Annotated in this window: 24 protein-coding genes; 15 read left to right on the forward strand and 9 right to left on the reverse strand. The window is 54.2% G+C overall.

What is annotated here, in order from left to right; all coding sequences use genetic code 11:
* Positions 1–172: 172 nt before the first annotated feature.
* From M8006_RS10490 to M8006_RS10520, 7 genes are all read left to right on the forward strand, one after another.
* Positions 173–1,270, forward strand: coding sequence for an ABC transporter ATP-binding protein (locus tag M8006_RS10490; RefSeq protein ID WP_250081930.1), 1,098 nt, complete (start codon positions 173–175; stop codon positions 1,268–1,270).
* The gene (locus M8006_RS10495; RefSeq protein ID WP_250081932.1) at positions 1,263–2,363 is read left to right on the forward strand and encodes an ABC transporter ATP-binding protein; all 1,101 of its coding nucleotides are present in this window, start codon (positions 1,263–1,265) and stop codon (positions 2,361–2,363) included. Before M8006_RS10490 ends, M8006_RS10495 begins: the two co-directional genes overlap by 8 nt.
* The gene (locus M8006_RS10500) at positions 2,356–3,243 is read left to right on the forward strand and encodes a carbohydrate ABC transporter permease (RefSeq protein WP_250081933.1); all 888 of its coding nucleotides are present in this window, start codon (positions 2,356–2,358) and stop codon (positions 3,241–3,243) included. The genes M8006_RS10495 and M8006_RS10500 overlap by 8 nt, the downstream gene beginning before the upstream one ends.
* Before the next feature lies 1 nt (position 3,244).
* Entirely contained in the window at positions 3,245–4,141 is an 897-nt protein-coding gene (locus M8006_RS10505) for a carbohydrate ABC transporter permease (RefSeq protein WP_250081934.1), read from the forward strand.
* A 15-nt stretch (positions 4,142–4,156) separates the two neighbouring features.
* On the forward strand, positions 4,157–4,429 hold the full coding sequence (locus M8006_RS10510) for a DUF2160 domain-containing protein (protein ID WP_250081936.1): 273 nt from the start codon (positions 4,157–4,159) through the stop codon (positions 4,427–4,429).
* 135 nt (positions 4,430–4,564) lie between these two features.
* Complete coding sequence (locus M8006_RS10515; protein WP_250081938.1) at positions 4,565–6,331, forward strand: ABC transporter substrate-binding protein; 1,767 nt, start codon at positions 4,565–4,567, stop codon at positions 6,329–6,331.
* A gap of 201 nt (positions 6,332–6,532) precedes the next feature.
* On the forward strand, positions 6,533–8,185 hold the full coding sequence (locus M8006_RS10520; RefSeq protein WP_250081940.1) for a glycerol-3-phosphate dehydrogenase/oxidase: 1,653 nt from the start codon (positions 6,533–6,535) through the stop codon (positions 8,183–8,185).
* Between the two features lie 63 nt (positions 8,186–8,248).
* Here the strand turns inward: M8006_RS10520 and glpK are convergent, their stop codons facing one another.
* The 3 genes from glpK to M8006_RS10535 all read right to left on the reverse strand — a co-directional run bounded on the left by glpK (position 8,249) and on the right by M8006_RS10535 (position 10,940).
* A complete protein-coding gene (glpK, locus tag M8006_RS10525) occupies positions 8,249–9,733 on the reverse strand; it encodes a glycerol kinase GlpK (protein WP_250081942.1) in 1,485 nt (494 codons plus the stop codon).
* 167 nt (positions 9,734–9,900) lie between these two features.
* Positions 9,901–10,659, reverse strand: a complete 759-nt coding sequence (locus M8006_RS10530; RefSeq protein WP_250081944.1) for a DeoR/GlpR family transcriptional regulator — start codon at positions 10,657–10,659, stop codon at positions 9,901–9,903.
* A gap of 131 nt (positions 10,660–10,790) precedes the next feature.
* Positions 10,791–10,940: a hypothetical protein gene (locus M8006_RS10535; RefSeq protein ID WP_250081946.1), complete on the reverse strand. Its 150-nt coding sequence runs from the start codon at positions 10,938–10,940 to the stop codon at positions 10,791–10,793.
* Positions 10,941–11,185: 245 nt separating this feature from the next.
* Between M8006_RS10535 and M8006_RS10540 the strand changes: the two genes are divergently transcribed.
* The 4 genes from M8006_RS10540 to M8006_RS10555 all read left to right on the forward strand — a co-directional run bounded on the left by M8006_RS10540 (position 11,186) and on the right by M8006_RS10555 (position 15,491).
* Positions 11,186–12,334: an ABC transporter ATP-binding protein gene (locus tag M8006_RS10540; RefSeq protein ID WP_250081949.1), complete on the forward strand. Its 1,149-nt coding sequence runs from the start codon at positions 11,186–11,188 to the stop codon at positions 12,332–12,334.
* Positions 12,335–12,342: 8 nt separating this feature from the next.
* Positions 12,343–13,626, forward strand: coding sequence for an ABC transporter substrate-binding protein (locus M8006_RS10545; protein WP_250081951.1), 1,284 nt, complete (start codon positions 12,343–12,345; stop codon positions 13,624–13,626).
* Positions 13,627–13,724: 98 nt separating this feature from the next.
* Complete coding sequence (locus tag M8006_RS10550; RefSeq protein ID WP_250081953.1) at positions 13,725–14,612, forward strand: carbohydrate ABC transporter permease; 888 nt, start codon at positions 13,725–13,727, stop codon at positions 14,610–14,612.
* A 27-nt stretch (positions 14,613–14,639) separates the two neighbouring features.
* On the forward strand, positions 14,640–15,491 hold the full coding sequence (locus M8006_RS10555; protein ID WP_250081955.1) for a carbohydrate ABC transporter permease: 852 nt from the start codon (positions 14,640–14,642) through the stop codon (positions 15,489–15,491).
* A 6-nt stretch (positions 15,492–15,497) separates the two neighbouring features.
* On the opposite strand, the gene M8006_RS10560 is transcribed toward M8006_RS10555, so the two are convergent.
* Together M8006_RS10560 and M8006_RS10565 are read right to left on the reverse strand one after the other, a co-directional pair.
* Entirely contained in the window at positions 15,498–18,542 is a 3,045-nt protein-coding gene (locus M8006_RS10560) for an efflux RND transporter permease subunit (RefSeq protein WP_250081957.1), read from the reverse strand.
* 1 nt (position 18,543) lies between these two features.
* Positions 18,544–19,638 (reverse strand): efflux RND transporter periplasmic adaptor subunit, encoded by a 1,095-nt coding sequence (locus tag M8006_RS10565; protein WP_250081959.1) that lies wholly within the window; start codon positions 19,636–19,638, stop codon positions 18,544–18,546.
* 184 nt (positions 19,639–19,822) lie between these two features.
* Between M8006_RS10565 and M8006_RS10570 the strand changes: the two genes are divergently transcribed.
* Both M8006_RS10570 and pcsA read left to right on the forward strand, forming a co-directional pair.
* Positions 19,823–20,446, forward strand: coding sequence for a TetR family transcriptional regulator (locus tag M8006_RS10570; protein WP_250081960.1), 624 nt, complete (start codon positions 19,823–19,825; stop codon positions 20,444–20,446).
* A 413-nt stretch (positions 20,447–20,859) separates the two neighbouring features.
* Entirely contained in the window at positions 20,860–21,582 is a 723-nt protein-coding gene (gene pcsA / locus M8006_RS10575) for a phosphatidylcholine synthase (RefSeq protein ID WP_347709758.1), read from the forward strand.
* Between the two features lie 56 nt (positions 21,583–21,638).
* On the opposite strand, the gene M8006_RS10580 is transcribed toward pcsA, so the two are convergent.
* The 4 genes from M8006_RS10580 to M8006_RS10595 form a co-directional block, all read right to left on the reverse strand.
* Positions 21,639–21,851 carry an RHS repeat-associated core domain-containing protein gene (locus tag M8006_RS10580; protein ID WP_250081980.1) on the reverse strand — a complete coding sequence of 71 codons (213 nt, stop codon included), beginning with the start codon at positions 21,849–21,851 and terminating at the stop codon, positions 21,639–21,641.
* The gene (locus M8006_RS10585; protein ID WP_250081962.1) at positions 21,788–22,354 is read right to left on the reverse strand and encodes a hypothetical protein; all 567 of its coding nucleotides are present in this window, start codon (positions 22,352–22,354) and stop codon (positions 21,788–21,790) included. The genes M8006_RS10580 and M8006_RS10585 overlap by 64 nt, the downstream gene beginning before the upstream one ends.
* 106 nt (positions 22,355–22,460) lie before the next feature.
* A complete protein-coding gene (locus tag M8006_RS10590) occupies positions 22,461–22,736 on the reverse strand; it encodes a hypothetical protein (protein ID WP_250081964.1) in 276 nt (91 codons plus the stop codon).
* Complete coding sequence (locus M8006_RS10595; RefSeq protein WP_250081967.1) at positions 22,729–24,834, reverse strand: RHS repeat-associated core domain-containing protein; 2,106 nt, start codon at positions 24,832–24,834, stop codon at positions 22,729–22,731. The genes M8006_RS10590 and M8006_RS10595 overlap by 8 nt, the downstream gene beginning before the upstream one ends.
* 139 nt (positions 24,835–24,973) lie before the next feature.
* Between M8006_RS10595 and M8006_RS10600 the strand changes: the two genes are divergently transcribed.
* The gene (locus M8006_RS10600; protein ID WP_250081969.1) at positions 24,974–25,186 is read left to right on the forward strand and encodes a hypothetical protein; all 213 of its coding nucleotides are present in this window, start codon (positions 24,974–24,976) and stop codon (positions 25,184–25,186) included.
* A partial coding sequence (gene tnpB / locus M8006_RS10605; protein ID WP_250081971.1) for an IS66 family insertion sequence element accessory protein TnpB occupies positions 25,183–25,394 on the forward strand: 212 nt, incomplete at its 3' end. The genes M8006_RS10600 and tnpB, both read left to right, overlap by 4 nt.

A 25,394-nucleotide genomic window follows, 5' to 3' on the forward strand; every position in this document is an offset into this window, starting at 1 on the left:
TCCTGTGACAGCCGCTTTCTACGCCTAAAAGCGAATACAAAAGAACTAAAAAAAGCATTGTAAGTTCGAAAGTGGTCAGCTAGCCTTTCGTTACTGAAAACATAAAATTAAATTTTCGTGCAAAAGCCACTCCATTAAGTCTACCAATAACAGCGACGCTAGCGAGAAAGGCATGTCCTTACATCTGAAAAATATCGACCACGTTGTCGGCGGTGTGTCCCACATTAGTGGGGTTGACCTTGAGCTAAAGCCCGGCTCTTTCAACGTCTTATTAGGGCGCACGCTGGCAGGAAAAACCACATTAATGCGCCTAATGGCGGGCCTAGAACAGCCCACCAAAGGGCGCATTTTGATGGATGAAAAAGATGTTACCGGCGTTTCTGTACGTAAGCGTAATGTCTCGATGGTTTATCAACAGTTCATTAACTACCCAAGCCTCAGTGTCTACAACAACATTGCCTCACCACTAAAGCTTGCGAAGGCTCCTAAGGCTGAAATAGATAAGCGCGTGCGCGAAACCGCCGCTATGCTCGGCATTGAACATTTACTCGAACGTCTACCGCTTGAGCTTTCTGGTGGCCAGCAACAGCGCACAGCCATGGGTAGGGCGTTGGTTAAAGATGCCGACCTTATTTTATTTGATGAACCGCTGGTCAATCTTGATTACAAATTACGCGAGGCGCTACGTGACGAGTTGCGCGAACTGTTCAAAACGCGCAACTGTATCGCGGTTTATGCCACTACCGAGCCGAACGAGGCGCTGGCACTCGGCGGTAATACTGCCGTGCTGCATGAAGGTAAACTATTGCAGTACGGCGCAACCGAAGAAATCTACCGTAAGCCTAACGGCATTCTCAGCGCCGAAATGTTCTCCGAGCCACCGATCAATATTGTGCCCGGCCACCTCACCGAAGAGGAAATCACCTTTGACAGTGATATCCATTTCCCTTGCGACGAAGCCCTACGCAACCTGCCTGCTGGTGAATACAATTTCGGTGTCCGCGCTTCCCACATCCACCTTAAACCCCATGCCGTCGACGACTTAGAGCTCAATGTTAAGGTCGATGTCGCAGAAATTAGCGGCTCAGAAACCTTCTTGCACGTTCGTCATCCGTTATTCCCGCTTGTGCTCAACCTTGCCGGTGTGTATTCGCCCAAGGTGGACGACACCATTGCTATCTACTTTCCCACTCATAAGTTATTTGTTTTCGATAAGCAGGGAGCAATAGTGCATACCCCGGAAACAGGCGGAGGTCATTCGCATGGCTGAGATTATCCTAAAGACCTTGGCGCATACTTACAGTGCCAATCCACAGTCACCGGATGACTATGCAATTCGGCATATGGAGCATGTCTGGCACCAAGGAGGTGCCTATGCCCTACTCGGACCGTCCGGATGTGGTAAATCGACCCTCTTGAATATAATTTCCGGTCTTCTTGAGCCCTCAGAAGGCGATGTGCTTTTCGATGGCCAGCGCGTCAACGAGCTGCCACCTGAAGAGCGTAATATTGCCCAGGTATTTCAGTTCCCGGTGATCTACGACACCATGACGGTGTTCGATAATCTCGCGTTTCCCCTACGCAATATGAATACGCCTGAGCACCGGGTAAAAAACAAAGTGCTTGATGTTGCTGACATCCTTGACCTCACTGAGCTGCTCAAACGTAAAGCCAAAGGCCTGACTGCTGACGAAAAGCAAAAAGTCTCCATGGGACGCGGATTGGTGCGCGATGACGTTTCAGCCATTTTGTTTGACGAACCATTGACGGTCATTGACCCACAGCTGAAGTGGAAGCTGCGTCGCAAGCTCAAGGAGATTCATCAGCGCTTCAACATCACCATGATTTACGTCACCCACGATCAGTTAGAAGCCTCTACCTTCGCTGATAAAATCGCGGTGATGTACGAGGGGCAAATGGTGCAGTTCGGCACTCCCCAAGAGCTTTTTGAGACTCCCGCCCACACCTTTGTTGGCTACTTTATCGGCAGCCCCGGAATGAACCTTTTTGCGGTGCGTTATGAAGCAGGTGAAGCGTGGTTCGGCGACATTGCCCTTACGCTGCCGAGCAAGGTAACACGCGCCATTGCGCAAGCCAGCAGCCGTAACATTAAAGTCGGTATTCGTCCTGAATTTATCACCGTTCACGCCAACCCGCGTGAAGGCGCTCTCGTTGCTCGCAAGCGCCGTCTTCAAGATCTTGGTACGTATGCCATTTTAACGTTTGAACTTGGAAATGAGCTTTTCAAAGCGCGCTTACCTGAAGACCACGCCGCGTATGGTGACGAGGTCTACCTAGAGTTTGAACCTGAGCATATTGGGCTTTATATCGACGAATACCGTGTGGGGGTGCCCTGTGAATAATAAAGTGCAAAACAACCGCGCTTGGTTGCTCGTACTACCAATGTTAGTGCTAGTGGCTTTTTCCGCCATTATTCCCTTGATGACGGTGGTGAACTATTCCGTACAGGACGTTTTGGGTCCCAATGCCCGATTCTTTACTGGTACGGAGTGGTTTACGACCATGCTCAACGATCCCAACCTGCAGGCAGCTTTTGGCCGCCAGGTATTATTTTCGTTGACTATTCTGGCTATTCAAATACCGCTTGGCATCGGTATTGCCTTACTGATGCCCAAAAAAGGCTGGCAAGCGTCGGCCGTGCTAATTCTCATCACCATGCCACTGTTGGTGCCTTGGAACGTTGTCGGCAGTATTTGGCAGATTTTTACCCGTGGCGACATCGGCCTGATGGGCTGGAGCCTTGGCGAAATCGGGATTAATTACAACATTACCCGCAACGCAGGGGATGCCTGGTTCACCATTATTTTGATGGATGTGTGGCACTGGACGCCACTCGTGGCAATGCTTTGCTACAGCGGTTTGCGCTCTATTCCGGAAGCCTACTACCAGGCCGCACGTATTGATCGCGCCTCGAAGTGGGCTGTATTCCGCTACATTCAACTCCCCAAGTTGATCAACGTGCTAGTGATTGCCGTACTGCTGCGTTTTATGCACTCTTTCATGATCTACGCTGAGCCCTTCGTACTCACCGGTGGCGGCCCAGGCAGCTCAACGACCTTCCTTACCCAGTCTCTGGCCACCATGGCGATCGGTCAACAGGACCTTGGACCTTCTGCAGCGTTCTCGATTATCTACTTCCTTGTCATTTTATTGGTGAGCTGGATTTTCTACACCACCATCATGCATATGCAAAAAGACAAGAATTCACAAGGAGGTGCATAAGATGACTTACCATATTGAAAAAACCCAACAGGGCGAAAAATACAACACCATTTTTAGCTCGATTACCTCAGCAGAACGACGTAAGCGCACCTCACGTTCTCGGCTAAAAAAGCGGATTTTGCTCGGCACTTACATTGTATTGCTGATGCTCCCGATTTACTGGCTGCTCAATATGTCGCTGCAGACCAACAGCGAGATTCTGGGTTCGATGACGCTGTGGCCGCAAAACGTCACCCTCGACAACTATATCGGCATCTTCAGCAACCCAAGCTGGTACATGGGCTATGTCAACTCGATCATGTACGTGGCCATGAACATGGTCATCACCATGCTGGTGGCGCTGCCTGCCGCCTATGCCTTTAGCCGCTATAAGTTTATTGGTGACAAGCATCTATTTTTTTGGCTGTTAACCAACTTAATGGCGCCACCGGCGGTCTTCCTGCTGCCTTACTTTCAGCTGTATTACTCTGTTGGTCTGTTTGACACCCACATAGCGGTAGCCCTGGCGCATTGCTTGTTTAATATCCCGCTGGCCATCTGGATTCTGGAAGGCTTCATGAGCAGCGTGCCCAAAGAGATTGACGAAACCGCCTATATCGATGGCTATAGCTTTCCCAAGTTCTTCATCAAGATCTTCATTCCTATGATCAGCTCGGGTATTGGCGTCGTCCTGTTCTTCCTGTTTATGTTCTCTTGGGTTGAGCTGCTGCTGGCGCGCACGTTAACCGCCACCGACGCACAACCTATCGGCATGATCATGACAAGAACGTCCACGGCTTCCGGTATCGACTGGGGCACGTTGGCCGCCGCCGGTATGTTGACCATTATTCCAGGCGTCTTGGTGGTCTACTTCGTTCGCAACCATATTGCCAAGGGTTTTGCCCTGGGCCGCACCTGAATAGGAGGAAACCTCATGTCTTGGATGGTATGGACGTTACCCACGGCCATTTTCTTTTCTTCTATTGCGGCCATGCTGGCAGGCATGACGGTGTGGGAACTACGTTCTCCCAGCATTGAAAGAAAGGGCTTCTTACCCATTTCGACCACTCGGGGTGACCGGCTATTTATCAGCTTGCTGTCAGCCGCTTTCATTCACCTGGGTGTGGTCGGTTTTACCGCATTCCCGATTTTGCTGGCATCGGCAATTTCGGTTATTTGGCTGTTCATCATGATGCGCTGGGGATGATCGTCCCTGTTCATAGCGGCTTCGAACGGCTTGTCAGTACAGGAAAGTTCATAACGGCAAGGAAGCCAAACTGCACTAACGCCGGTTTTGATTAACCAGCCGGTGGTTAACTCCTCAACGAATAACGAGGTCATCATGCGACACAACAATTTCAACAAGCACGCCAACATTAGCAGATTTAAACTCACGACATTAGCGGCGAGTTTAATGCTTGCCTCTGGGTCACTCTACGCCGACAACCACGATGCTCGCGCTATCGCCGAGCGCCTTGTGGATGAGCATTTCCAGCACTCTACTCTCACCCGTGAAGAACAGATTGAAGAGCTTATGTGGTTCGCTGAAGCCGCTGAGCCATACCGCGGAATGGATATTCAAACCGTGGCAGAGGGTTTGACCACTCACGTCTATGAAAGTGAAGTGCTGGCAGAAGCTTTCACTGAATTAACCGGTATCAACCTAACCCATAACATCATTGGCGAAGGCGATGTGGTCGATACCATGCAGAATCAGATGCAGTCCGGCAACAGTATTTACGACGGTTTCATCAATGACTCCGATGCCATTGGCACACATATCCGTTATGGCACGACCATTAATCTTTCAGAAGCAATGCAAAACGAGTGGGCGGACCTCACTTTGCCTACGCTGGACTTGAATGACTTCATCGGTCTGCAGTACACCACAGGGCCAGATGGAAGCCTTTACCAATTGCCGACACAGCAGTTCGCTAACCTTTACTGGTTCCGCTATGACTGGTTCCAGCGCGAGGACTTACAAAAACAGTTCCGCGATATTTACGGCTATGACCTGGGCGTCCCCACTAACTGGACGGCTTATGAAGATATTGCCGAATTCTTTACTGAACATGTCGGTGAAATTGATGGCACCCGAGTCTACGGCCACATGGATTACGGTCGCCGTGACCCATCCTTAGGCTGGCGTTTTCATGACTCCTGGCTTTCCATGGCAGGCATGGGTAGCCCCGGAGTACCTTCGGGCAACCCGGTCGATGACTGGGGTATTCGGGTTAACGAAGAAAGCCAACCGGTCGGCGCCAGCGTCAGCCGGGGCGGCGCTACCAACTCGCCCGCCTCAGTGTTTGCAATGCAAAAAGCGGTCGACTGGCTACGCGATTTCGCACCGCCCGAGGCGCAAGGCATGACCTTCGGTGAAGCTGGCCCCGTGCCTTCACAAGGGCATATTGCCCAGCAGATTTTCTGGTATACCGCCTTCACTGCCGACATGACCGATCCTGCTGTTGCGGTCACCGACGATGAAGGCAACCCGAAATGGCGCATGGCACCGTCCCCCACCGGCCCCTACTGGGAAGAAGGTATGAAAGTGGGTTACCAGGACGTGGGCTCATGGACGTTCTTTGACTCTACGCCGGAAGAGCGCCGTTCAGCAGCGTGGCTTTTTGCTCAGTTTACCGTTGCGAAAACAACGTCGCTGGAAAAGCTGATGGCAGGCCTTACGCCTATTCGCGAGTCTGACATCTTCTCCGAGCAAATGACCGAAATGGCACCCAAGCTTGGCGGCCTGGTGGAGTTTTACCGCAGCCCCAACGAATCAAACTGGACACCAACGGGTACCAACGTGCCTGACTACCCGCGTATGGCACCCCTGTGGTGGCAGACATTGGCGCCAGTCATGAGCGGTGACATGTCAGCACAGGAAGGCTTGGATAACCTTGCCGCTGACATGGATAGCACCATGCACCGCTTGGCCCGTGCCAATGTGTTCAAAACCTACGCGCCAAATCTCAATGAAGAGCGAGACCCTGAGTACTGGCTAGATCAGGAAGGCTCACCCAAGGCACGACTCGACAATGAAATGCCGCAGGGTGAAACCGTTCCCTATGACGACATGATGGAAGCCTGGATGTCAGCAGGTACACGCTGATACCTGGATGGCGAACCCTGAGGGGTTCGCCAGTCTGCCTTCATAGATTGAATGGAAAATAAACTGACTTGAATTGCACTGCTGTTCAAGGAGGCTTTTTAATGCTCAAAAGTCGCCTTGTCAGCCCTGATTTGCTCGCAAAAACACCATGCCCTCGTTGGGCAGAACAAACGAGGCTTCTTTATCTGTAATGGGTCACTTATGAAACTTCGCAATAGCAACCTTGATAAGCTGGCTAACGATGATTTCGACGTCCTGATTATCGGCGGCGGAATCAACGGTGCCTCAGCGGCGGCAGCGCTGGCGGGCAAAGGGGCCAGAGTAGGTCTGATCGACCGCGGCGATTTTGCCGGCAGCACCAGCATGCATTCTTCCAACCTAGTTTGGGGTGGCATCAAGTATATGGAGAGTAAAGATTTCGGCCTGGTGCGTAAATTATGCAAAAGCCGTAATCATCTGATCAAAAACTATCCTTCCACCGTGGAAGAGATCCGCTTTCTGACCACCATCAGCAAAGGGTTTCGCCATCACCCCAGCTACCTTTACGCGGGCACCTGGCTTTACTGGCTGATGGGCGATGCGTTTACCAAGATTCCCAAGCTGTTTACCCCTAAGGGAATCAAGAATTCTGAACCTACCGTGAACACCGAGAATGCCCTGGGTGGCTTTGAGTATTCCGATGCCATCCTGCACGACAACGATGCACGCTTTGTTTTCAACTTCATTCGTCACGCCATCGACTATGGCGCCAGCATTGCTAACTATGTGGAATCCAACGGGGCGTCGTATGAGGATGGCCGCTGGGTCGTCCAGGCGCGTAACGTGATTGACGGCTCAACCTTCCCGATCCGCGCCAAGGTACTGGTCAACGCGGCAGGGCCCTGGGTGGATCATCACAACAAGTTGACCGGCCAGCAGACACAGCACCAGCACCTTTACTCCAAAGGCATTCACTTGATTGTGCCACAACTAACCGACACCAAACGTGTGCTGGCCTTTTTTGCCGACGACGGGCGTCTGTTCTTCGTGATCCCGATGGGTAACCGCACCTGCATCGGCACCACAGACACGCATATGGAAAACCCTGAGGTGGATGTCACGCAGGAAGACGTGGACTTTGTGTTGGAAAACATCAATACACGGCTAACCCTGGAAAAGCCCATAACTACCGCAGATATTATTTCTACCCGCTGTGGTGTGCGCCCGCTGGCCATCAAGTCGAGTAAAGGCAAAGACCGGGATTTCCAGCAGTTATCGCGTAAGCATGTGGTTGACACTAACCCAGATAGCGCCCATATCAGTATTTTTGGCGGTAAGCTAACTGACTGCTTGAACGTTGGCGATGAAATCACTGAAGAAGTGTTGCGTCTTGGCGTTGATATCCCCTTCCCTGATTACAAATGGTATGGCGAGCCGCCTGAAGCCATGAAGCATGAATTCATGCAACAAGCCGAACGCATGGGATTGGACGACATGACGCCTGCCACCTCGTCTGAACCGCTCAGCAAGCGCTTGTGGCGGCGTTATGCCGCACAGGCACTCGATATGCTTGAGCAGATTCGCCAGGACCCACGTGAAGCTGAACTGCTGATTGAGGGCACCGAGTATATCCGCTGCGAACTGCGCCAAGCCCACCGTAGCGAAATGATCACGAAGCTAGACGACTTTCTCCGTCGCCGCGCCAAAATTTCCTTGGTGGTGCCGCATGAAGAATTGCAACATTCGGAAGGCTTACGCGAGGCCTGCCACATGCTGTTTGGGGATGAGGCGGAAACACGCTTTAACGAGTATTTTGATAGCGTTCAAGACATTACCCGCTTTACTCAGCACGCCACAACACGTGTCAGCGCATAAAAAACCCCGGGCAGTATGGCACTGCCTGGGGTATCTTTTTTAGCTTCAGCGTTCAGTGAGCCGCTATACTGAGCGCACTCGGGCCACTGCATCTAACCATCCTTGATAGAGATGCTCACGTGTCGCTTCTTCCATGCTGGGTACGAAACTTTTTTCGCAGCGCCAAAGTTGCTCGATTTCATCGAGATCGGTATACCAGCCAAGGCGTAAACCGGCCAGATAGGCGGCGCCAAGAGCCGTTGTCTCAAGTATTGCCGGACGATCCACTTCTACGCCCAGCATATCGGCCAAGAACTGCATAACCCAGTTATTCTTGACCATACCGCCATCAACTCGCAGCTTGCCCGAGGTAGCCGACATATCATCGCTCATACAGCGTTCCAGGTCGCGCGTCTGATAACAGACCGCCTGCAATCCGGCGGCCACAATTTCGGCAATGCCCGTGTCCCGTGTCAAGCCAAAGATGGCTCCCCGCGCCTTTGGATCCCAATGTGGGGCACCTAAACCGGTAAAAGCAGGTACCAAATAGACGCTATGGCCACTGCGAGTCTCGCGAGCTAATGCTTCAGTCTCCGCCGCATCTGCAAACAGATTGAGCCCATCCCGTAACCACTGCACCGTAGCACCGGCGACAAAGATGCTTCCCTCCATGGCATAGGTAGGCTTGCCGTTTAGACGATAGGCTATGGTGGTCAGCAGGCGGTTACGTGACGTGGCGGGCTCATCGCCCGTATTGACGATCATAAAACAACCGGTACCGTACGTACTTTTTCCCATCCCTGGCGTAAAACATGCCTGCCCAAACAACGCAGCCTGCTGGTCACCGGCCACCCCAGCAATCGGCAACTCAACTCCCAACCAACTTGCGTCAACCATCCCAAAATCATCGCTTGAATCTTTGACTTCGGGCAGTAATGAGGCCGGTATATTGAATAGCGCAAGCAGCTCATCATCCCACTGCTGTGTATGGATATTAAACAGTGCCGTACGTGAGGCATTAGTCGCATCTGTGACATGGCGCTGCCCGTTGGTCAAACGCCAGATCAAAAAGCTATCGACGGTGCCAAAAGCAAGCTCACCGCGTTCAGCTCGCTCACGAGCACCTTCCACATGATCGAGTATCCAAGCCAGTTTAGTGGCAGAAAAATAGGGGTCTATCAATAGCCCCGTGCGGGCTTGCATCGTGTCGGTATGCCCCTCATCACGCAAGGTCTTACACAGATCGGCGGTGCGCCGATCTTGCCAAACAATCGCGTTATATATGGGTTCGTTGGTGACTCTATCCCATAAAACTGTCGTTTCGCGCTGGTTGGTAATGCCAATACCGTCTATCTGCTCAACGCTGGCATCGGCTTTCACCAATACCTCTCTACACGTGGCGATAACGGAATCCCAGATGTCTTCAGGATTGTGTTCAATCCAGCCATCCTGGGGAAAATGTTGAGGGAATTCTTGCTGCGCCACTGCCGCTACTTGGCCTTGTCGATCAAACAGGATGGCGCGGGAACTGGTGGTACCTTGATCAATGGCGAGGATAAAAGAAGACATAATATATTCGCTTTGTTGTATGTTTTTTCGGATAAAGATCATTTTTTCGTTTTATTATAGTTCAAGGCTACTCTTGCCGCTTCGGATGCTCAAGTGTGAAAGCATCTGCACCTCAACACATCGCTAAGCCGTACATGCCATCCCATTTGCTATAAGAAATATACGTGTCACGCTAAGTAAAGCGCTACGTCGTGTTGCGTTAGTAAACGCTGAACCGCCTCCGGTGGTTTCCGGTCGGTGAACAAGGCGTCTAGTTGAGAAATATTGCCTTGGCGCACCATGGGGTTACGGTGAAATTTGGAGTAATCGGCGGCGAGATAAACACGCCGCGAATTAGCAATAATCGCTTGCGCAACACGTACTTCTTGATAATCGAACTCCAACAGCGAACCATCTTCATCGATACCACTGATCCCGATGATGCTGTAATCCACTTTAAATTGGTTAATAAAGTCAATGGTGGCTTCTCCAATGATACCGCCATCCCGCGAGCGCACCTGTCCACCGGCCACAATGACGGTAAAGTCTTCTTTGTGCTGCAAAATCGCCGCAACATTGAGGTTGTTCGTGATAATTTCTAGGCCTTGGTGGTCTAAAAGTGCCTGTGCTACGACCTCATTGCTGGTGCCGATATTGATAAATAGCGACGAGTGATCAGGAATATGCTGAGCCAAGCAATGGGCAATTCGCTCCTTCTCGGCAAGATGCAAGGTTTTACGCGTACTGTAAGCCGTATTCACCGTGCTGGATTCGATGCCAGCGCCGCCATGAACGCGCCGCAAACGACCTTCGTTGGCGAGTGCGTTTAAATCACGGCGAATCGTTTGCGGCGTCACAGCGAAATAATCGGTGAGTTGCTCAATGCTCATATAGCCGTGCTGGCGCACCAGCTCGACAATCGCATCTTGGCGGTATTGTTGTTTCATGATGGCCCAGCCCGTTCGTTATGTGTCTATTAGCATGACCATAGATTAACAAAATTTTCGTATTCACATAGTATAAACACGGCGATCTCAACCAAGCAGGAAAGCGTCATGAAACAGTCCCGAAAATGCCATTAGTACTGGTTTTCCGGTGGAGGCTTTTGGCCATTTTTTTTGTGATTGCGGTCTTTGCGACGCTGTCGTGCCAACGCATTACCGTTGGCTAATTGAACCAAAAACTCAATCTCGGCGTCATTTAAAGGCTGGCGATTGCGTGGCGACATGGCGCACAACTCCTAAGGGTAAATCGCCACATTAACGTTCCCACATGACGCTTCGGTGAAGGGGTAATGACGCCTTCATTTGCTTCATTAAGTGTCATAAGCGCAACGGCGGTTCTCTACCCGCAAAACAATTACCCCCTTCTCGAAAACGTCATAAAACCCTCACGGAACTGACGCCCAACGGTCATGAGAGAACGGCTACATTAATCGTTGTCTTTTTGGCTCATCACTTTTGGCGTCATTTCATGATTCAGCTTAATCACGTCAGCAAATCCTGGGGCACCACCACGGCCGTCGACCGCATTAGCTTTGCCATCGACCCGGGGCAATTTGTCATTCTTCTAGGGCCATCCGGCTGCGGTAAATCGACCACCTTACGTATGATCGCGGGCCTTGAGCAGGCAAGCCAAGGCCGCATTCACCTCCACCAACGTGATGTCACTGATTTACCGCCCGGCGACCGCGGCCTAAGCATGGTGTTTCAGTCCTATGCTTTGTTTCCCCATCTAAGCGTTGCCGACAATATCGTGTTCGGCCTGCGTAGCCGCAAAGTACCGAAGGCAGAAAGGCGCCAGCACCTTAAGCGCGTAGCAAAGCTGGTGGATCTAACCGCCTACCTTAACCGCAAGCCTTCCCAGCTATCAGGCGGTCAACGTCAGCGTGTGGCATTGGCGCGGGCCATCATTTCCGAGCACCCGATTTGCCTGATGGATGAGCCCCTCTCCAACCTTGATGCGCGACTACGCGGTGAGATGCGCCGTGAAATCAAGGCGCTGCAGACACGCCTTGATATGACCGTCGTGTATGTCACCCATGACCAGGTCGAAGCCATGAGCATGGGGGATCGCGTCATTCTGATGGAGAACGGCCGTATTGTGCAGGATGATTCGCCGGAACAGCTTTATCGATATCCCACCTCGACCTTTGCCGCCAGCTTTATCGGCAGCCCAGCGATGAATCTCCTCGCGCTGGAAGACGGTGAGCATGGAGCGTCCGTACAAGGCGAATCGAGTACCACTGTTGCACCCAGGGCCGCTGTTGGGGGCCATTTGGGCATTCGCCCGGAAGACATCACGCTGCATGCCCCCTCGGCGGTGGGTATTCCTGCCACCGTGATCGATAGCGAATATTTGGGTGCCGATACCATCGGGCGTTTTCGCGTTGGCGATCAGACAGTGCGCGTACGCCTTGCAGGCCAACATCCCTTGCCAGTCGGGCAGTTGTTTCGTCTTAGCTGGCCCGTAAAGGCGACACATGTGTTTGGGCAAGACAGCCTACGCCGTGACGATATACACCCCCTGCCTTTTTCCGCGGTTCCTGACCGCTTAAGCGACAATGGCGATGCCACGCCGATGCCATCCGAACGTATCACCCTCGATTCATCCGCTTCTTAGGAGTTCTTATGCGTACCCGACTTCCTTTCGCGTTGAGCACCCTCGCCGCCGGTTTACTTAGCACCCAGAGCGCACTGGCTAATAATCCGGTTGAGCTGACCATGTACTACCCAGTTGCCGTCGGCGGTGAGCTTACCGCCGTCGTTGACGGTCTTGTCGAAGATTTTGAAGCCCAACATCCCGACATCAACGTCGATGCCATCTATGCTGGCAATTATGACGACACTCGTGTTCGGGCCATGTCCGCCATCGAAGCAGGCGAAGCCCCGCAACTATCAGTCATGTTCTCTATCGACCTTTACGAACTGCTGGAACAAGACGCCATCATGGCCTTTGATGAGGTTATCAAAACCGATGAAGAACGTGCTTGGTTAGATAGCTTCTACCCGGCCCTGATGGAAAATGGCCAAGTTGGCGGAAAGACGTATGGGATTCCTTTCCAGCGCTCCACCATCGTCATGTACTGGAATAAAGAAGCCTTTGCTGACGCGGGTCTAGACCCAGACACACCACCGGAAAACTGGGAAGAGATGGCCCAAATGGCAGCCGCCGTGCGTGACGCCTCAAACGAGGGACAATGGGGTGTGATGATCCCGTCGACCGGCTACCCGTACTGGATGTTTCAGGCATTGGCGTTCCAGAACGGACATCGCCTGATGAGTGCTGATGGCACGAAGGCCTACTTTGACGACCCGGCTGCCGTCGAAGCACTGGAATACTGGGTGTCTTTGGCTGGCAAACACAACGCCATGCCCGATGGGGCCTTGGAGTGGGGCACACTGCGGCAGAATTTTCTTGAGCAGTCCACCGCCATGATGTGGCACTCCACCGGCAATTTAACAGCGGTACGCAACCAGGCCGACTTTGATTTCGGCGTGGCCATGTTACCGATGAAAACACAACGCGGAAGCCCAACCGGGGGCGGCAACTTTTATCTTTTCAAGGACAGCAGTGAAGAAGAGCAACGGGCCGCGATGACCTTTATCCGCTGGATGACAGCGCCCGAGCGTGCCGCTACTTGGTCGATTGAAACCGGTTACATGGGCGTCAGCCCCGATGCTTACGCCACGGACGCGCTAGAAGCGTACGTTGAGACGTTCTCGCCAGCCGCCGTTGCGCGCAATCAGTTAGCGCATGCCACGGCCGAGCTTTCCACCTACCAAGGCGGGCGCATTCGCCAGGCACTCGACAATGCGATACAGGCCGCCCTCACTGGGCAAATGACACCTGCCGACGCTCTCGCGCAAGCGCAACGTGAAGCCGAAAGAGTTTTACAGCGTTACACACGTTAAGCACCAAACGACATGGCTCCCCCAATGAAGTGACGCGTGGGGAGCCTTTTCTTTGATGATCGATGGCGCTCGCCTCGACCCAACGTAAGAGGTGTGACATGCGTTCGTTGGATGCGCATCGCGGTATGCAGCTTTATGGCGTGTTGTTGCTGCTACCGGCGGTGATTCTCCTCATCACGTTTGCCTACCTACCCACGGCTACCACGCTGATCAACAGCCTCTATATACCCAGCTTTCGTGGAGAACCGCGAACGTTCGTGGGGCTGGAAAACTACCAGGAGCTGCTCTCCGACCCCGCTTTTTGGCAGGTGGCCCGCAATAACCTTCTCTATGGCCTTGGCACCATTCCTACCTCCATTGCGCTAGCCCTTGGAATGGCGCTACTGGTTAACGCACGCCTGCCCGGTCGCGGCCTGGTTCGCATGGCGTATTTTACCCCCACTATTTTGCCGATGATCGCGGCGGCCAATATCTGGATGTTTTTCTACGCGCCGCAGATCGGTTTGTTTAACAAACTACTTTCGATAGTGGGTATTAACGGCATCAACTGGCTGGGTGACCCCAACGTGGCGTTAAGTTCGATAATCGTGATGAGCGTTTGGAAAGAAGCCGGCTTTTTCATGATCTTTTATCTCGCCGCCTTGCAGGGCATGGCCCCGGAGCTCAAAGAAGCGGCCGATCTGGAAGGCACGAGCCGTTGGAGCTTTTTCTGGCGCGTCACGTTTCCTCTCTTGATGCCGACCACGCTATTTGTGTTGATCAATGCCCTCATCAACGCGGTTAGGGTCGTGGATCACCTGTTTATTCTCACCAAGGGTGGCCCCAATAACGCCACAAACTTGTTGCTTTATTACGTTTACGAAAACGCGTTTTCATTTTTTGACCGCACCTACGCCGCCACCATTACCGTGGTGATATTGCTGGTGCTTGCCCTGGTGGCAACGCTCAAGTTCGCGGTTCTCGACCGCCGAACCCACTATCAATAGATCGCTAACCGTCAGGTTGAAACTCTCATGCGCCCTGCAACTGCCTCTACACCTAACGCGTTTACCTTCACGAGCCTGCGCTTACCCAGCCTGGAAACACTGGCGGCTTGGTTACTGGCACTGATCTGGATTTTTCCTCTCCTTTACGCCTTTTGGGCGGCCTTCCATCCGCCCGCCTTTATGGTGACGTTTGATCTAACCGCGCCATTGACGTTTTCCAACATGATCGACGCATGGACGCAGGCGCCCTTTGCGCGTTATTACCTTAATACTTTTGCGCTGGTCACTGGTGTGGTACTGGCGCAGTTCGTGGTATGTACGTTGGCCGGCTTTGCGTTTGCCCGCTTTCCAATTCCGGGCAAAAATCTGCTCTTCATGCTGGTGCTGATCCAGCTGTTTGTCTTTCCTGAAGTATTGATTGTTGAAAACTATCGCATCGCCAGCGAGCTGGGCTTGATCGACACACTCACCGGTGTGGGATTGCCCTACGTCGCCAGCGCGTTTGGCATCTTTCTTTTACGTCAAACGTTCAAGACCATTCCTCGCGAGCTTGAGGACGCCGCACGAATCGAAGGCTGCGGCTGGATGGCGATTCTTTGGAAAGTCTACGTGCCATTAGCCAAACCCACCTATTTGGCGTATGGGCTCGTCTCAATCAGCCACCACTGGAATAATTTTCTCTGGCCGCTGGTGGTCACGAACTCAGTGGAAAGTCGCCCATTGACGGTGGGCCTTGGAGTTTTCTCAGCACCGGAAACTGGCGTGAACTGGGCAACCGTCAGCGCCGCCACCCTACTCAGCATCGCCCCGCTATTAGTGGCCTTTTTGCTGTTTCAGCGTCAGTTTGTGCAATCATTTTTACGCTCGGGCATTCGCTAGGCTTCATTAATCCACATGAATCTTAATCCGGTACAACACGCAATAAACCACCGGCAGCACTACCAGGGTTAACAAGGTGGCAACGCCAAGACCACCTATCAGCGCGACCGCCATGCTGGCGAAAAAGGCATCGCTAATCAGCGGAATCATCCCCAGCATGGTGGTCAGTGCAGCCATCGCGACCGGACGCACCCGGCTAACAGCTGCCTGCACCACGGCATGGTAGCGATCTTGATGCAGCGGCAACTGCACGTTGATTTCCTCCACCAGCACGATGGCATTTTTAATCACCATGCCGATCAGGCTCAGCGTTCCCAACAGCGCCATAAACGAGAAAGGTAAGCCGGTAAGCAGCAGCGCGCCCACTACACCGATAATCGTCAACGGCACAAGCGACCAGATGGCCAGCGGCTGGCGGAAGTTGTTAAACAGTACCACGGTGATAATAAACATCATCACCAACCCAAGCGGCAGCGATGAGAATAGCCCACTTTGCGCCTCGCCAGCGGTTTCATACTCGCCGCCCCACTCCAACCGATACCCCCGCGGTAAATCCAACGCATCCACTTCCGGACGAATATTGGCCAGTACGCTGGCCGCCGTTACGCCGCTTAACGGATGCGGTTCACCGTATACCGCCAACATGCGTTCGCGGTTGCGGCGCTTGATCATCGGGTCGGCCACCTGCGTCGTCATATCGCTGATGACTTGGTCAGCAGTGATGTAGCGCCCTCGCTCCTGGCTCCATACGTTCAGCGAGCCAAGGTTATCCGCGTCGTGACGCTGCTCGGGGGCGGCCCGTGCCACTATGGGGATCAGCTCACTGCCATCCCGATAGACGCCCACTTGGCTGCCGCTGGTGCTCAAAGCAAGCGTGGCAGCCAAATCTTCACGGGTGACGCCCAACCGCCGCGCGGTATCTTCGGCAAAGACTGGCGTAATCACCTGCACGCGGTTGCGCCAGCTGGTGCGCACGCTGGTCATGTGCGGTATATCGCGGAACATGGCTTCAACGTTGTCACCGAGTTGGCGCAGCACCTCCGGGTCACTGCCATAAAAGCGCGCCTCCAGCTTGGCTTTGGGTGCGGGGCCGACTTCTAGTGGGGCAATTTTATAGTCGATATCGCTATGGTCACGCTTCAGCACCTTCTCCACCTCGGCCATACGTGCACGCTGGGTGGTTTTATCGTCGGTTTCGACAATCAGCTGCGCATAGCTTGCGTAGCGGTCTTCGGGCGAATAAGTCAGGGTAAAGCGCTGCGCACCACCGCCCACGGTCGTCGTCAAATGGCGAACCCCCTCCATCTGCATGACAGTGTCTTCCAGCTCGCTAACGCGGTGCTGAGTTTCGAGAATATCGCTGCCTTCCGGTGTGCGGTAATCAACAAAAAAGATCGGCGTGTTCGATGCTGGGAAAAAGGCATTTTTGACCGAGCCAAAGCCGACCACCGCGCTCGCTAGTATCACCACGACCAGCACCAGAGAGACCCAGCGCCAACGAATACCGGCAATAATCACGCGAGCAAAAGCGCGATACACAGTGCCTTTATAAGGGTCATCCTGCCCATCACCAGGGGCGACGTTGCGGAAAAACAGCTTAAAGTAGAAAGGTGTAAGCGTCAGCGCGGTAATCCAACTCAGCAGCAGCGAATAGAGCAGCACAAAAAACAGCGAGCCGATAAACTCGCCGGTGGTATCCGGCGACAGGCCAATGGGCGCAAAGGCGGCAATCGCAATCAGCGTGGCCGCCAGCAACGGCCACGCGTTTTGGCGAATGACTTGGTGCGCTGAATCGCGAATCGTGTTGCCGCGTTTTAAGCCCACCAGCATGCCTTCGGTGACCACAATGGCGTTATCCACCAGCATACCGAGAGCGATAATCAGCGCGCCCAGCGAGATTTTCTCCAGCTGCAGGCCGTGGATACGCATCAGCATAAAGGTGCCGATGATGGTGATCAGCAGGATGAAGCCCATCAACAGGCCGCTGCGCCACCCCATGAACAGCATTAGCACCACAATCACGATGGCCACCGCCTGTATCAAGCTGAGCAAAAAGCCCGATACGGCCTCATCGACTACCTGGGGCTGGTCGTAAACCACGTTCAATTCCATGCCCAGCGGCGTACGAGCTTCTAACGCTTTTAGCCGTTCTTGCAACCGTTCGCCAACTTCGACGACGTTCACGCCGCTTTCAAAGGAGATGCCCAGCGAGATCGCTGGTCTGCCCATATCGCGGTAGAGCTGCTGGGGCTGCTCTGCCAGCTCACGACTCACATCGGCAATGTCGCTCAGACGCACTAACTCGCCACCGCCTTCGCTTACAATCAACGCGCGCAGATCATTAATATTCGCGGCACTGCCGGTGAGTGTAATACGAAAGCGGCGGCCATCCTGCTTGAGATGCCCTGAATCGGCCACTGCGTTTTGCGTGCCGAGTAGCTGCTGCAGGCGGGTAAGCGGAATATTCAGGGCACGCAAGCGTTCGCGGTCGACCTCAATATAAATGCGTTCTGCATGTTCGCCGCTCAGCGATACCTTCTCAACCCCGTCTACTCGTGCCAGCTCGCGCTTGAGAAAATCCGCGTGGTCGGCCAGGTCGGGCATTGGGTAGCCTTCCCCGGTCAGGTTGACCATGAAGCCAAACACATCGCCAAAATCGTCGTTAATGTGCGATTGACTAGCCCCAGGGGGGAGCGCTGCCTGAACATCCCCGACTTTACGGCGCAGCGAATCCCATAGCTGTTCCAGCTCTTCGTTTTGCACCGTGCTTTCCAGTTCCACGGTAATCTGCGAGAGGCCGTCGGTGCTCACCGAGCTGATCCGCTTGATCGACGACATATCCTGTATCGACTCTTCTAGCGTCGAGGTGACTTCCTGCTCCACCTCTTCCGGCGTCGCACCAGGGTACTGGGTGGTGATCAGCGCGTTACGAATAGTGAACTCGGGGAACTCCAACTGCCCCATGCCTAAAAATGCTAAAGCCCCGCCCGCGAGCAGCACCACCGTCATTAAATAGCTGGCCGCACGATGACGTAAGAAGTAGTCAACCATGTTAAAGCCCCCGCTCTTTTACCCACGGAGTGACTTGTATATCTGTGGTTAGACGGTGAGCCCCGACGGCCACAATACGGTCTCCTGCTGACAGACCACCGCTGACTTGCAGCCCGTTTGAGGTTAGCGGCCCCACGTCTACTGGCACTGCTTCGAGGCGGCCTTGATCGTTATAGCGCCATACCCGGGCCTGATCTGGGTCATCGCCGGCATAACTCACCGCCTCTGCCGGAAAATACCATGTTGGCTGAGTCGCATCGGCTTGCAACGCAGTCAAATCCAGACGCACATTGGCGCTCATACCATCGAGTAGCGTGATGTCATCGGGTTGGGGAAGCGTCAGCGTGATCTCATAGGCCAGGCTCTGCGCGCTGGCTTGGGTGGTGTAAGACGCAAGCTGAGCAAGGTAGGGAGTGTCGCTTCTACCAAAACGCACTTCAAACGCTAAGGCATCGCCGACTGGCTTGCCGTTGCTGCGCGGCATGCGTTGAATGATTTGCTCAGGCAGGTGAAACACCACGTCCAGCTGCCCCGGTTGCTGAATGACCGCAACGGTTTGCTGGACTTGGACAATCTGGCGATTATCCACCGGCACCTGGGCGATCACCCCATCGTAGGGCGCTCGCAGCTGTGTATGGGTAACCTGTTCTTGGGCTTGCTCAAACGTGGCGCGGGCAGCCCGCCACTCACTTTCTGCCTCATCAAACTGGGCTTGGCTCACCGCCCCGCGATCCAGGGTATAGCGCATGCGCTCTAACATCGCCTTGGCTAACGCTAAGCGTGAACGGGCGCTATCAAGCTCGCTTTGCACGTTGCGATCATCAATACGCGCAATCACCTCACCTTCGCTTACGCGTTGGCCGGGGCTTACGTTGAGCTCGAGCAATTCACCCGCCATGCGAAACGACAAATTGCTGCGCGTGGTGGCTTCCACCCGCGCTGGGAACTGCCGCAGCGCCGATGCATTCGGCGCGTCTAACGTCATCAATTTGACCGGCCGTACCGAAGACTCGGGCGCTTCAGAAGGTTGCTCACAGCCAACGAGCCATGACAAGGCAATAAGGCCCAGCAGCAAACGAATAAAGGTAGCGGGCACGAGGAGCTCCTTACGGGGATTCAACATTGCATCAAACAATGCTCAAGCGCATTGAGTTGAAATGAGTCGACCTAAATTTCACTGACATTCATGTATGTCAGTGAAAGTGTATACTAATCACCCAGGGGCGACTTTGCCAGCCATCAATGCCAGAATCCGTATAATTTCAAGGTAAGGAAGCGCTATGTCTCGTCGTAAGGCCGATGCCGAACGCACCCGTGAAACGATACTCGACGCCGCAGAAACCACCTTCCTCGCCCAGGGCGTTTCACGCACCACGTTAGCGCATATTGCCCAGGCAGCCGGGGTTACCCGCGGCGCGATCTATTGGCACTTTGAAGACAAAGCTGCCTTATTCGACGCGCTGCTTGAACGGGTTAGACTGCCGCTGGATGAGATTGTCGATGACACGACGCTTCGCCTCGGCACAACGCCAATCGACTGCTTGCGCGAGATAGCACAGCGTTCGCTGGCAGGCATCTGCCACGACCTGCCCCTTCAGCGAGCCGCCACCATCGTGCTGCACCGCTGCGAAAAACTCGAAGACGACCACCCACGAATCTGCATGATCACACGGCTTTCTGAGCACGCCGAAGTCCGGGTAGAACAGCTATTCAAACAGGTCCAGCTCGCCGGTAACTTGCGCACCGACCTCACCCCTACCAGCGCTCGCCGTCAGTTTCATGGTTTTTTGATTGGCGTTTGCTTTGATTGGCTACAGGACCCCCAACAATATTCATTAGCAGATGAATACAACGGCATTATCGAAACGCTAATGCGCGGTTTGTTGGTGGAGAACACGCCCTGACGACCCAGGGATTAACGGGCCTAGTTTCTACCTCCACCGAGTTACTGCGCGTTAAGCACGCTACGCTTAGTGGTAGCCTTCCATCAACCGCTAAGCAAGATGAATCGTTCCACGCTTTTGACGAAGGTTTTACCCGCTGCTGATCACCCAATAGCGCCATGCGCCTAAGCCCCAAACGATTTGCCGAGCTCATCAACGCCGAGCGGGTGAATGTGTGTAAGTTGAAGAAGAGTATCGATTAAATGCTCTCATACGTTGATGAAGGCTGGAATAGTTTAGGCCCGCTTCGGTAGCCTGACCAATTGGTCTCCCTGTATATTCTCTGGGTGCCTTCCCGTAGTAGTGTAGTGTTCTTTATATACTAATCTTTAAACCGAACAGCAAGGGAACACTGCGTTCCCGATGGGGTTAATGTGGCTCAACCACTCTCTTCGCATACAGGATCCACCGCTTCACTATATAAGGCATGGGGCGTACACGTCTTTACCGCCAGCGGGGTATTGCTCGGCACGATGGCGATGCTTTCACTGATCGACAATAATCCAGTCGCCTGCTTGCTCTGGCTAGGTGCCACGATGTTGGTCGATGGTTTTGATGGCACGCTGGCGCGCAAGTATGAAGTAAAGACCATCCTGCCTCATTTTGATGGCTCAACACTCGATATGGTCATCGATTACCTTACCTGGGCCTTTATACCCGCCCTTTTCATCTACTTCTTTATTGAGTTGCCGCCCAATTTTGAGCTGCTGTCAGTGTTCATCATTCTGCTGTCATCCATGTTCTGCTTTTGCAACGTTAATATGAAAAGCCAAGATAATTTCTTTGTTGGCTTTCCTGCCGCGTGGAACATCGCCGCGATATATTTCTATATTCTCGATTTTCCGCCTTTAATCACGTTTGCCTCTATTGCCTTTCTAGCCATTCTCACTGTGACACGGATGAAATTTCTTCACCCATTTCGGGTGCGCTTGTTCATGCCGCTCAATATCGTCGTCACTCTAGTATGGTTTGTATGCGCCACCTCGTTGGTGCTCTCCACTCCCGAGCACGCCGCCTGGGCACTATGGGGGTGGGGCATTGCCTCCGTTTACTTCGTTGGTATTTGCCTATGGCGTACTGCCCGAGAAGCGTTTTAATTTGGCTGTAGCCGATGAGGCTCACTTCCGGACCACTTCATGCTCCTGCGCTTCCTCTACTTTCTCGATGGCAAGCTCACCATGCCTATTGGGTTGGTGACGTAGCCATACAGGTTCGTGCCGCCGATGGGGTCTTGGCTGATGTATCTACCCTGTTCGCGGTCGTAGTAGCGGTGGTAGTACAGCCCGCTTTCGTCGGGGTCGGCTAGCCAGCGGGGCTTGCCGCTGGGGGTAAGCAGTTGCAGCGGCGTGCCCAGGGCGTCGGTGATATAGGTGCTGAGCTGGGTGGTGGCTTCGCGGCCGTGTTGGCCTTGGGATTCGTCGATACGCAGCATGGGCACGAAGCTGCCGGGTTGGCGCCGTCGTAGCCGAGGGTTAGGCGTTCACCGCTGGGGTGTTCGCGGTGGGCGTAGTCGTCGTGCTGGCTGCCGATCAAGCGTCCGGCGGCATCAAAACGGTAGGCGATGACTTTTTCCGCTGGATCGCCTTCCAGGCTGCGGAAGCTCATTCGGCCCAGGGCGTCGTTTTGGTAGCTTTGTTGGCTGGTGGTGTTCGGGCTGCGTAGGGTGAGGTGATCCAACTGGCCGAGGTTGGTGTACCCACACTTCAGCACCAGCGGCTGATTGTGCGCATTGGCGCGGGTGCTCAGGCGGCGCTGGGTTTCCCGGTGCAGGGCATCGGGTTCCAGGGCGATTTCCAGATCCAGGCCGGGGGCACTCATGCCGTGCAGGTGGCCGCTGCCGACGATATGTCTAAGTTTAATCTGAGACATGATAAAGGCGCTTATTGTCACACTGCCGCCAAGGGAAGCAGCACGTGCCTTCCTTGGCGGGTAGCGAATCAAGTTGAGCCACGACAATTAATACTAATAGGCAAAATTAATGTCGCTTATTCTTTTTTTTCTGATCTTTTTTACGCTGTAGTTCATTCAACCCATCACCAGCTCTATCTATAAGTACGATAAATGTAGTTACTACAGCAAAAATTGCTGAGATACGGCTAATATTTTCTATACTGCTCCACAACATACCGGTTATAAATCTATCTAATCCAAAATGGCCAAAGTGTGCCAGCACGAGTAATCCACCACTAGCAAAACAAACCACAAAGGCCCATATTCGGACTTTATTAACCACCTTAATTGCACTATTCATCTGACTCTCCTCCCAAGATGGTTGTAGTAGTTTTACAATGCTGAACTCCGCCTGCCATGCCATAACTTGGTCCAAGCCAACCGCTTGCTCCTGCAATAGAGCTGCCTCCAACGTCGATAGATCCCCCACCTCCTTTGATAACTCCCGCACGTACGAAGGGCCCCCAAGTTTCTGAAACCCCGTTTTCAAGGGGGGCCGAACTCACTCCAATGTTTCCCCCAACGCCTGCCCCCCTAAACAGCCCCAAACCATACTGCTGGCACTCAGTTACAACCCATGCGGTATTTCCTTCCGAACTGAACTTCAATCCAGTTGATACGGTTTGTCCAAACACACCACTGAAAGCTTCTGCTGCAGCATTTGGCTCTACAGTCGTAACAAGGCCTTCCGCCTGTCTTCTCACCGTATTCGACTGGCTGTAAGGCCCTCCGCCTAGTCCATAGGGGGCACGTCTACCAAACAGCCCCAGCGGATCCACCATCCCCGTCGGGTTCGTCACATACCCATACAAGTTCGTACCGCCATTAAGACCAATCGGATCCTGGTTGATATACCGACCCTGCTGCGGGTCATAGTACCGGTGGCGGTTGTAGTAAAGCCCGCTCTCTTCATCGTGCCATTGCCCCTGGAACCGGATCGGCTGGGTGAGGTTGCGTACGGCACGTTGGTTTTTGACCGCTGCCCAGTCGTCGGGTTCGGCGAGCCAGCGGGGTTGGCCGCTGGGGGTGACCAGTTGCATCGGGGTGCCGAGAGCGTCGGTGATATAGGCGCTGACTAGCTGGCCCTGTTGGGTATCATCGATGCGCAGCATGGGCACAAAACTACCCGGCTCATACACCACGGTAGTGCGCTGGTCGTCCGTTTCTTCGCGCACGATGCGGTCGCCGTCCCAGCCGTAGTGGGTGGTGGCGGTGGCGCCATTGGGGTGGCGTACGGTTTTGCTGATGCGCCTTCCCAGGCCATCGTAGCGGTAGGTGGCGTCGCGGGTCGCCCCCAGCTCGCTGGCGTGGATCAGGTGCACTAGGCGATTCGCGCCGTCGTAGCCCAGGGTTAAGCGTTCGCCGTTGGGCTGTTGGCGTTCGGTCAGATTGCCTGCGCCGTCATAGCGGTAGCGCGCCCCGTTGAGTTGAGTGAGGCGGTTGTCCGTCAGTCCTTGCTGCTTGTCGACACCCTGCTCTAACCGATTACCGGCCGCGTCCACGCTGTAACGGTGGGCGTAGTCGCCGTGCTGGCTGCCGATCAAGCGTCCGGCAGCATCAAAACGGTAGGCGATGACTTTTTCCGCTGGATCGCCTTCCAGGCTGCGGAAGCGCATCCGCCCCAGGGCGTCGTATTGATAGCGCTGCTGGCGGGTGGTGTTCGGGCTGCGCAGGGTGAGGTGATCCAGCTGGCCCAGCTCTGTGTAACCCCGTTTCAACATTAATGGCTGGTTATGCGCATTGGCGCGGGTGCTCAGGCGGCGCTGGGTTTCCCGGTGCAGGGCATCGGGTTCCAGGGCGATTTCCAGATCCAGGCCGGGGGCACTCATGCCGTGCAGGTGGCCGCTGCCGTAGGTGTGCCAATTAAGCGCCGGGAGGTCGCCGAACTGGCTGGCCTCTGGCGCGCCGGTGGCGGTGAGGGTGTGCTGGTGGTGCCACTGCCAGCCGCTCTCACCTGCTAGGCCCGCATGTTGCTGCTGTTCGCCGATTAACCGCTGGGCGTGGTCGTAGCTAAAGGTCACCTCGCCATGATCGTTGGTGACGCTAATGAGTTGCCCATTGCTGCCCCACTGATAATGTTCACTGCTGGCCGGGGCGTGTTCCGTAGCGGGCAGATGTCGGGCGGTGAGGCGAGCGGCTTCGTCATAGTCGTACCGGGTCACCAGCGGCTGGCCGTCGGGGCCGGGGCGGTTGGCTTCGATACGTTCGATCAGTCGTCCGGCGTCATCGTAGCGGTACTGCTGCTCGCGGCCATCGGGGCCGGTCTCGCTGGCGAGGCGATCCATGTCGTCATAGGTAAAGCGATACACGGCGCCGTTGCCCAGCGTGAGTTCGCTGAGACGGCCAATGTCATCGTACGCGGTAAACTGTTGGCTGCCGTCGGCCTCGATGCGCTGCACCGGGCGGCCGTGGTCGTCATAGAAGACCTGCTGCCGAAACCCTTGCGGGCCTTCCAGTTCGTAAGCGCGCCACTAACCACATCTTCTCAACCTGAGTTTTGCTGATCACACTGAGGCATTCTTTATCCAGGAGATCCTCATGAACCACGAACTCAATGCCATGCAGGCTTTCTGGCTCGGCCATCTCTATCACGCATCCGTCACCCAGAGGCCGCTAAGCCAGTATGCTGCGCAACAAGGGCTAACCTTAGCCGATTTATTGCGTTGGGAAAAACGCTTGAACGTACGCGGCCTGCCGGTACCACCACGCCACCGTCCCGCTCGATTTGTCCAAGTGGCGGTGGCGCCGTGATTCGTCCAAGCACTGACCTGACCGTGTATCTGTGCCGTGAACCGGTGGACATGCGCAAGCAAATCGATGGCCTGGCCTTGCTGGTTCAGGAGGCCATGGAGCTGAACCCGTTCGATAAGGCGCTGTTTGTCTTTGGTAACCGTCAACGCGACAAGGTGAAGCTGTTGTTCTGGGAGCGTAATGGCTTTGTGGTGTGGTACAAGCGATT

This window comes from Halomonas llamarensis (genome assembly GCF_023555005.1).
Lineage (GTDB): Bacteria > Pseudomonadota > Gammaproteobacteria > Pseudomonadales > Halomonadaceae > Vreelandella > Vreelandella llamarensis.

Bases quoted from the DNA above. Each gene is read 5' to 3' on its own strand.
- M8006_RS10585 (WP_250081962.1), bottom strand. From the start codon at position 22,354: ATGTCTCAGATTAAACTTAGACATATCGTCGGCAGCGGCCACCTGCAC.
- M8006_RS10490 (WP_250081930.1), top strand. From the start codon at position 173: ATGTCCTTACATCTGAAAAATATCGACCACGTTGTCGGCGGTGTGTCC.
- M8006_RS10520 (WP_250081940.1), top strand. From the start codon at position 6,533: ATGAAACTTCGCAATAGCAACCTTGATAAGCTGGCTAACGATGATTTC.
- M8006_RS10540 (WP_250081949.1), top strand. From the start codon at position 11,186: ATGATTCAGCTTAATCACGTCAGCAAATCCTGGGGCACCACCACGGCC.
- glpK (WP_250081942.1), bottom strand. From the start codon at position 9,733: ATGTCTTCTTTTATCCTCGCCATTGATCAAGGTACCACCAGTTCCCGC.
- M8006_RS10570 (WP_250081960.1), top strand. From the start codon at position 19,823: ATGTCTCGTCGTAAGGCCGATGCCGAACGCACCCGTGAAACGATACTC.
- M8006_RS10555 (WP_250081955.1), top strand. From the start codon at position 14,640: ATGCGCCCTGCAACTGCCTCTACACCTAACGCGTTTACCTTCACGAGC.
- M8006_RS10590 (WP_250081964.1), bottom strand. From the start codon at position 22,736: ATGAATAGTGCAATTAAGGTGGTTAATAAAGTCCGAATATGGGCCTTT.
- M8006_RS10505 (WP_250081934.1), top strand. From the start codon at position 3,245: ATGACTTACCATATTGAAAAAACCCAACAGGGCGAAAAATACAACACC.
- M8006_RS10550 (WP_250081953.1), top strand. From the start codon at position 13,725: ATGCGTTCGTTGGATGCGCATCGCGGTATGCAGCTTTATGGCGTGTTG.
- M8006_RS10535 (WP_250081946.1), bottom strand. From the start codon at position 10,940: ATGTCGCCACGCAATCGCCAGCCTTTAAATGACGCCGAGATTGAGTTT.
- M8006_RS10515 (WP_250081938.1), top strand. From the start codon at position 4,565: ATGCGACACAACAATTTCAACAAGCACGCCAACATTAGCAGATTTAAA.
- M8006_RS10545 (WP_250081951.1), top strand. From the start codon at position 12,343: ATGCGTACCCGACTTCCTTTCGCGTTGAGCACCCTCGCCGCCGGTTTA.
- M8006_RS10510 (WP_250081936.1), top strand. From the start codon at position 4,157: ATGTCTTGGATGGTATGGACGTTACCCACGGCCATTTTCTTTTCTTCT.
- M8006_RS10600 (WP_250081969.1), top strand. From the start codon at position 24,974: ATGAACCACGAACTCAATGCCATGCAGGCTTTCTGGCTCGGCCATCTC.
- M8006_RS10530 (WP_250081944.1), bottom strand. From the start codon at position 10,659: ATGAAACAACAATACCGCCAAGATGCGATTGTCGAGCTGGTGCGCCAG.
- M8006_RS10495 (WP_250081932.1), top strand. From the start codon at position 1,263: ATGGCTGAGATTATCCTAAAGACCTTGGCGCATACTTACAGTGCCAAT.
- M8006_RS10560 (WP_250081957.1), bottom strand. From the start codon at position 18,542: ATGGTTGACTACTTCTTACGTCATCGTGCGGCCAGCTATTTAATGACG.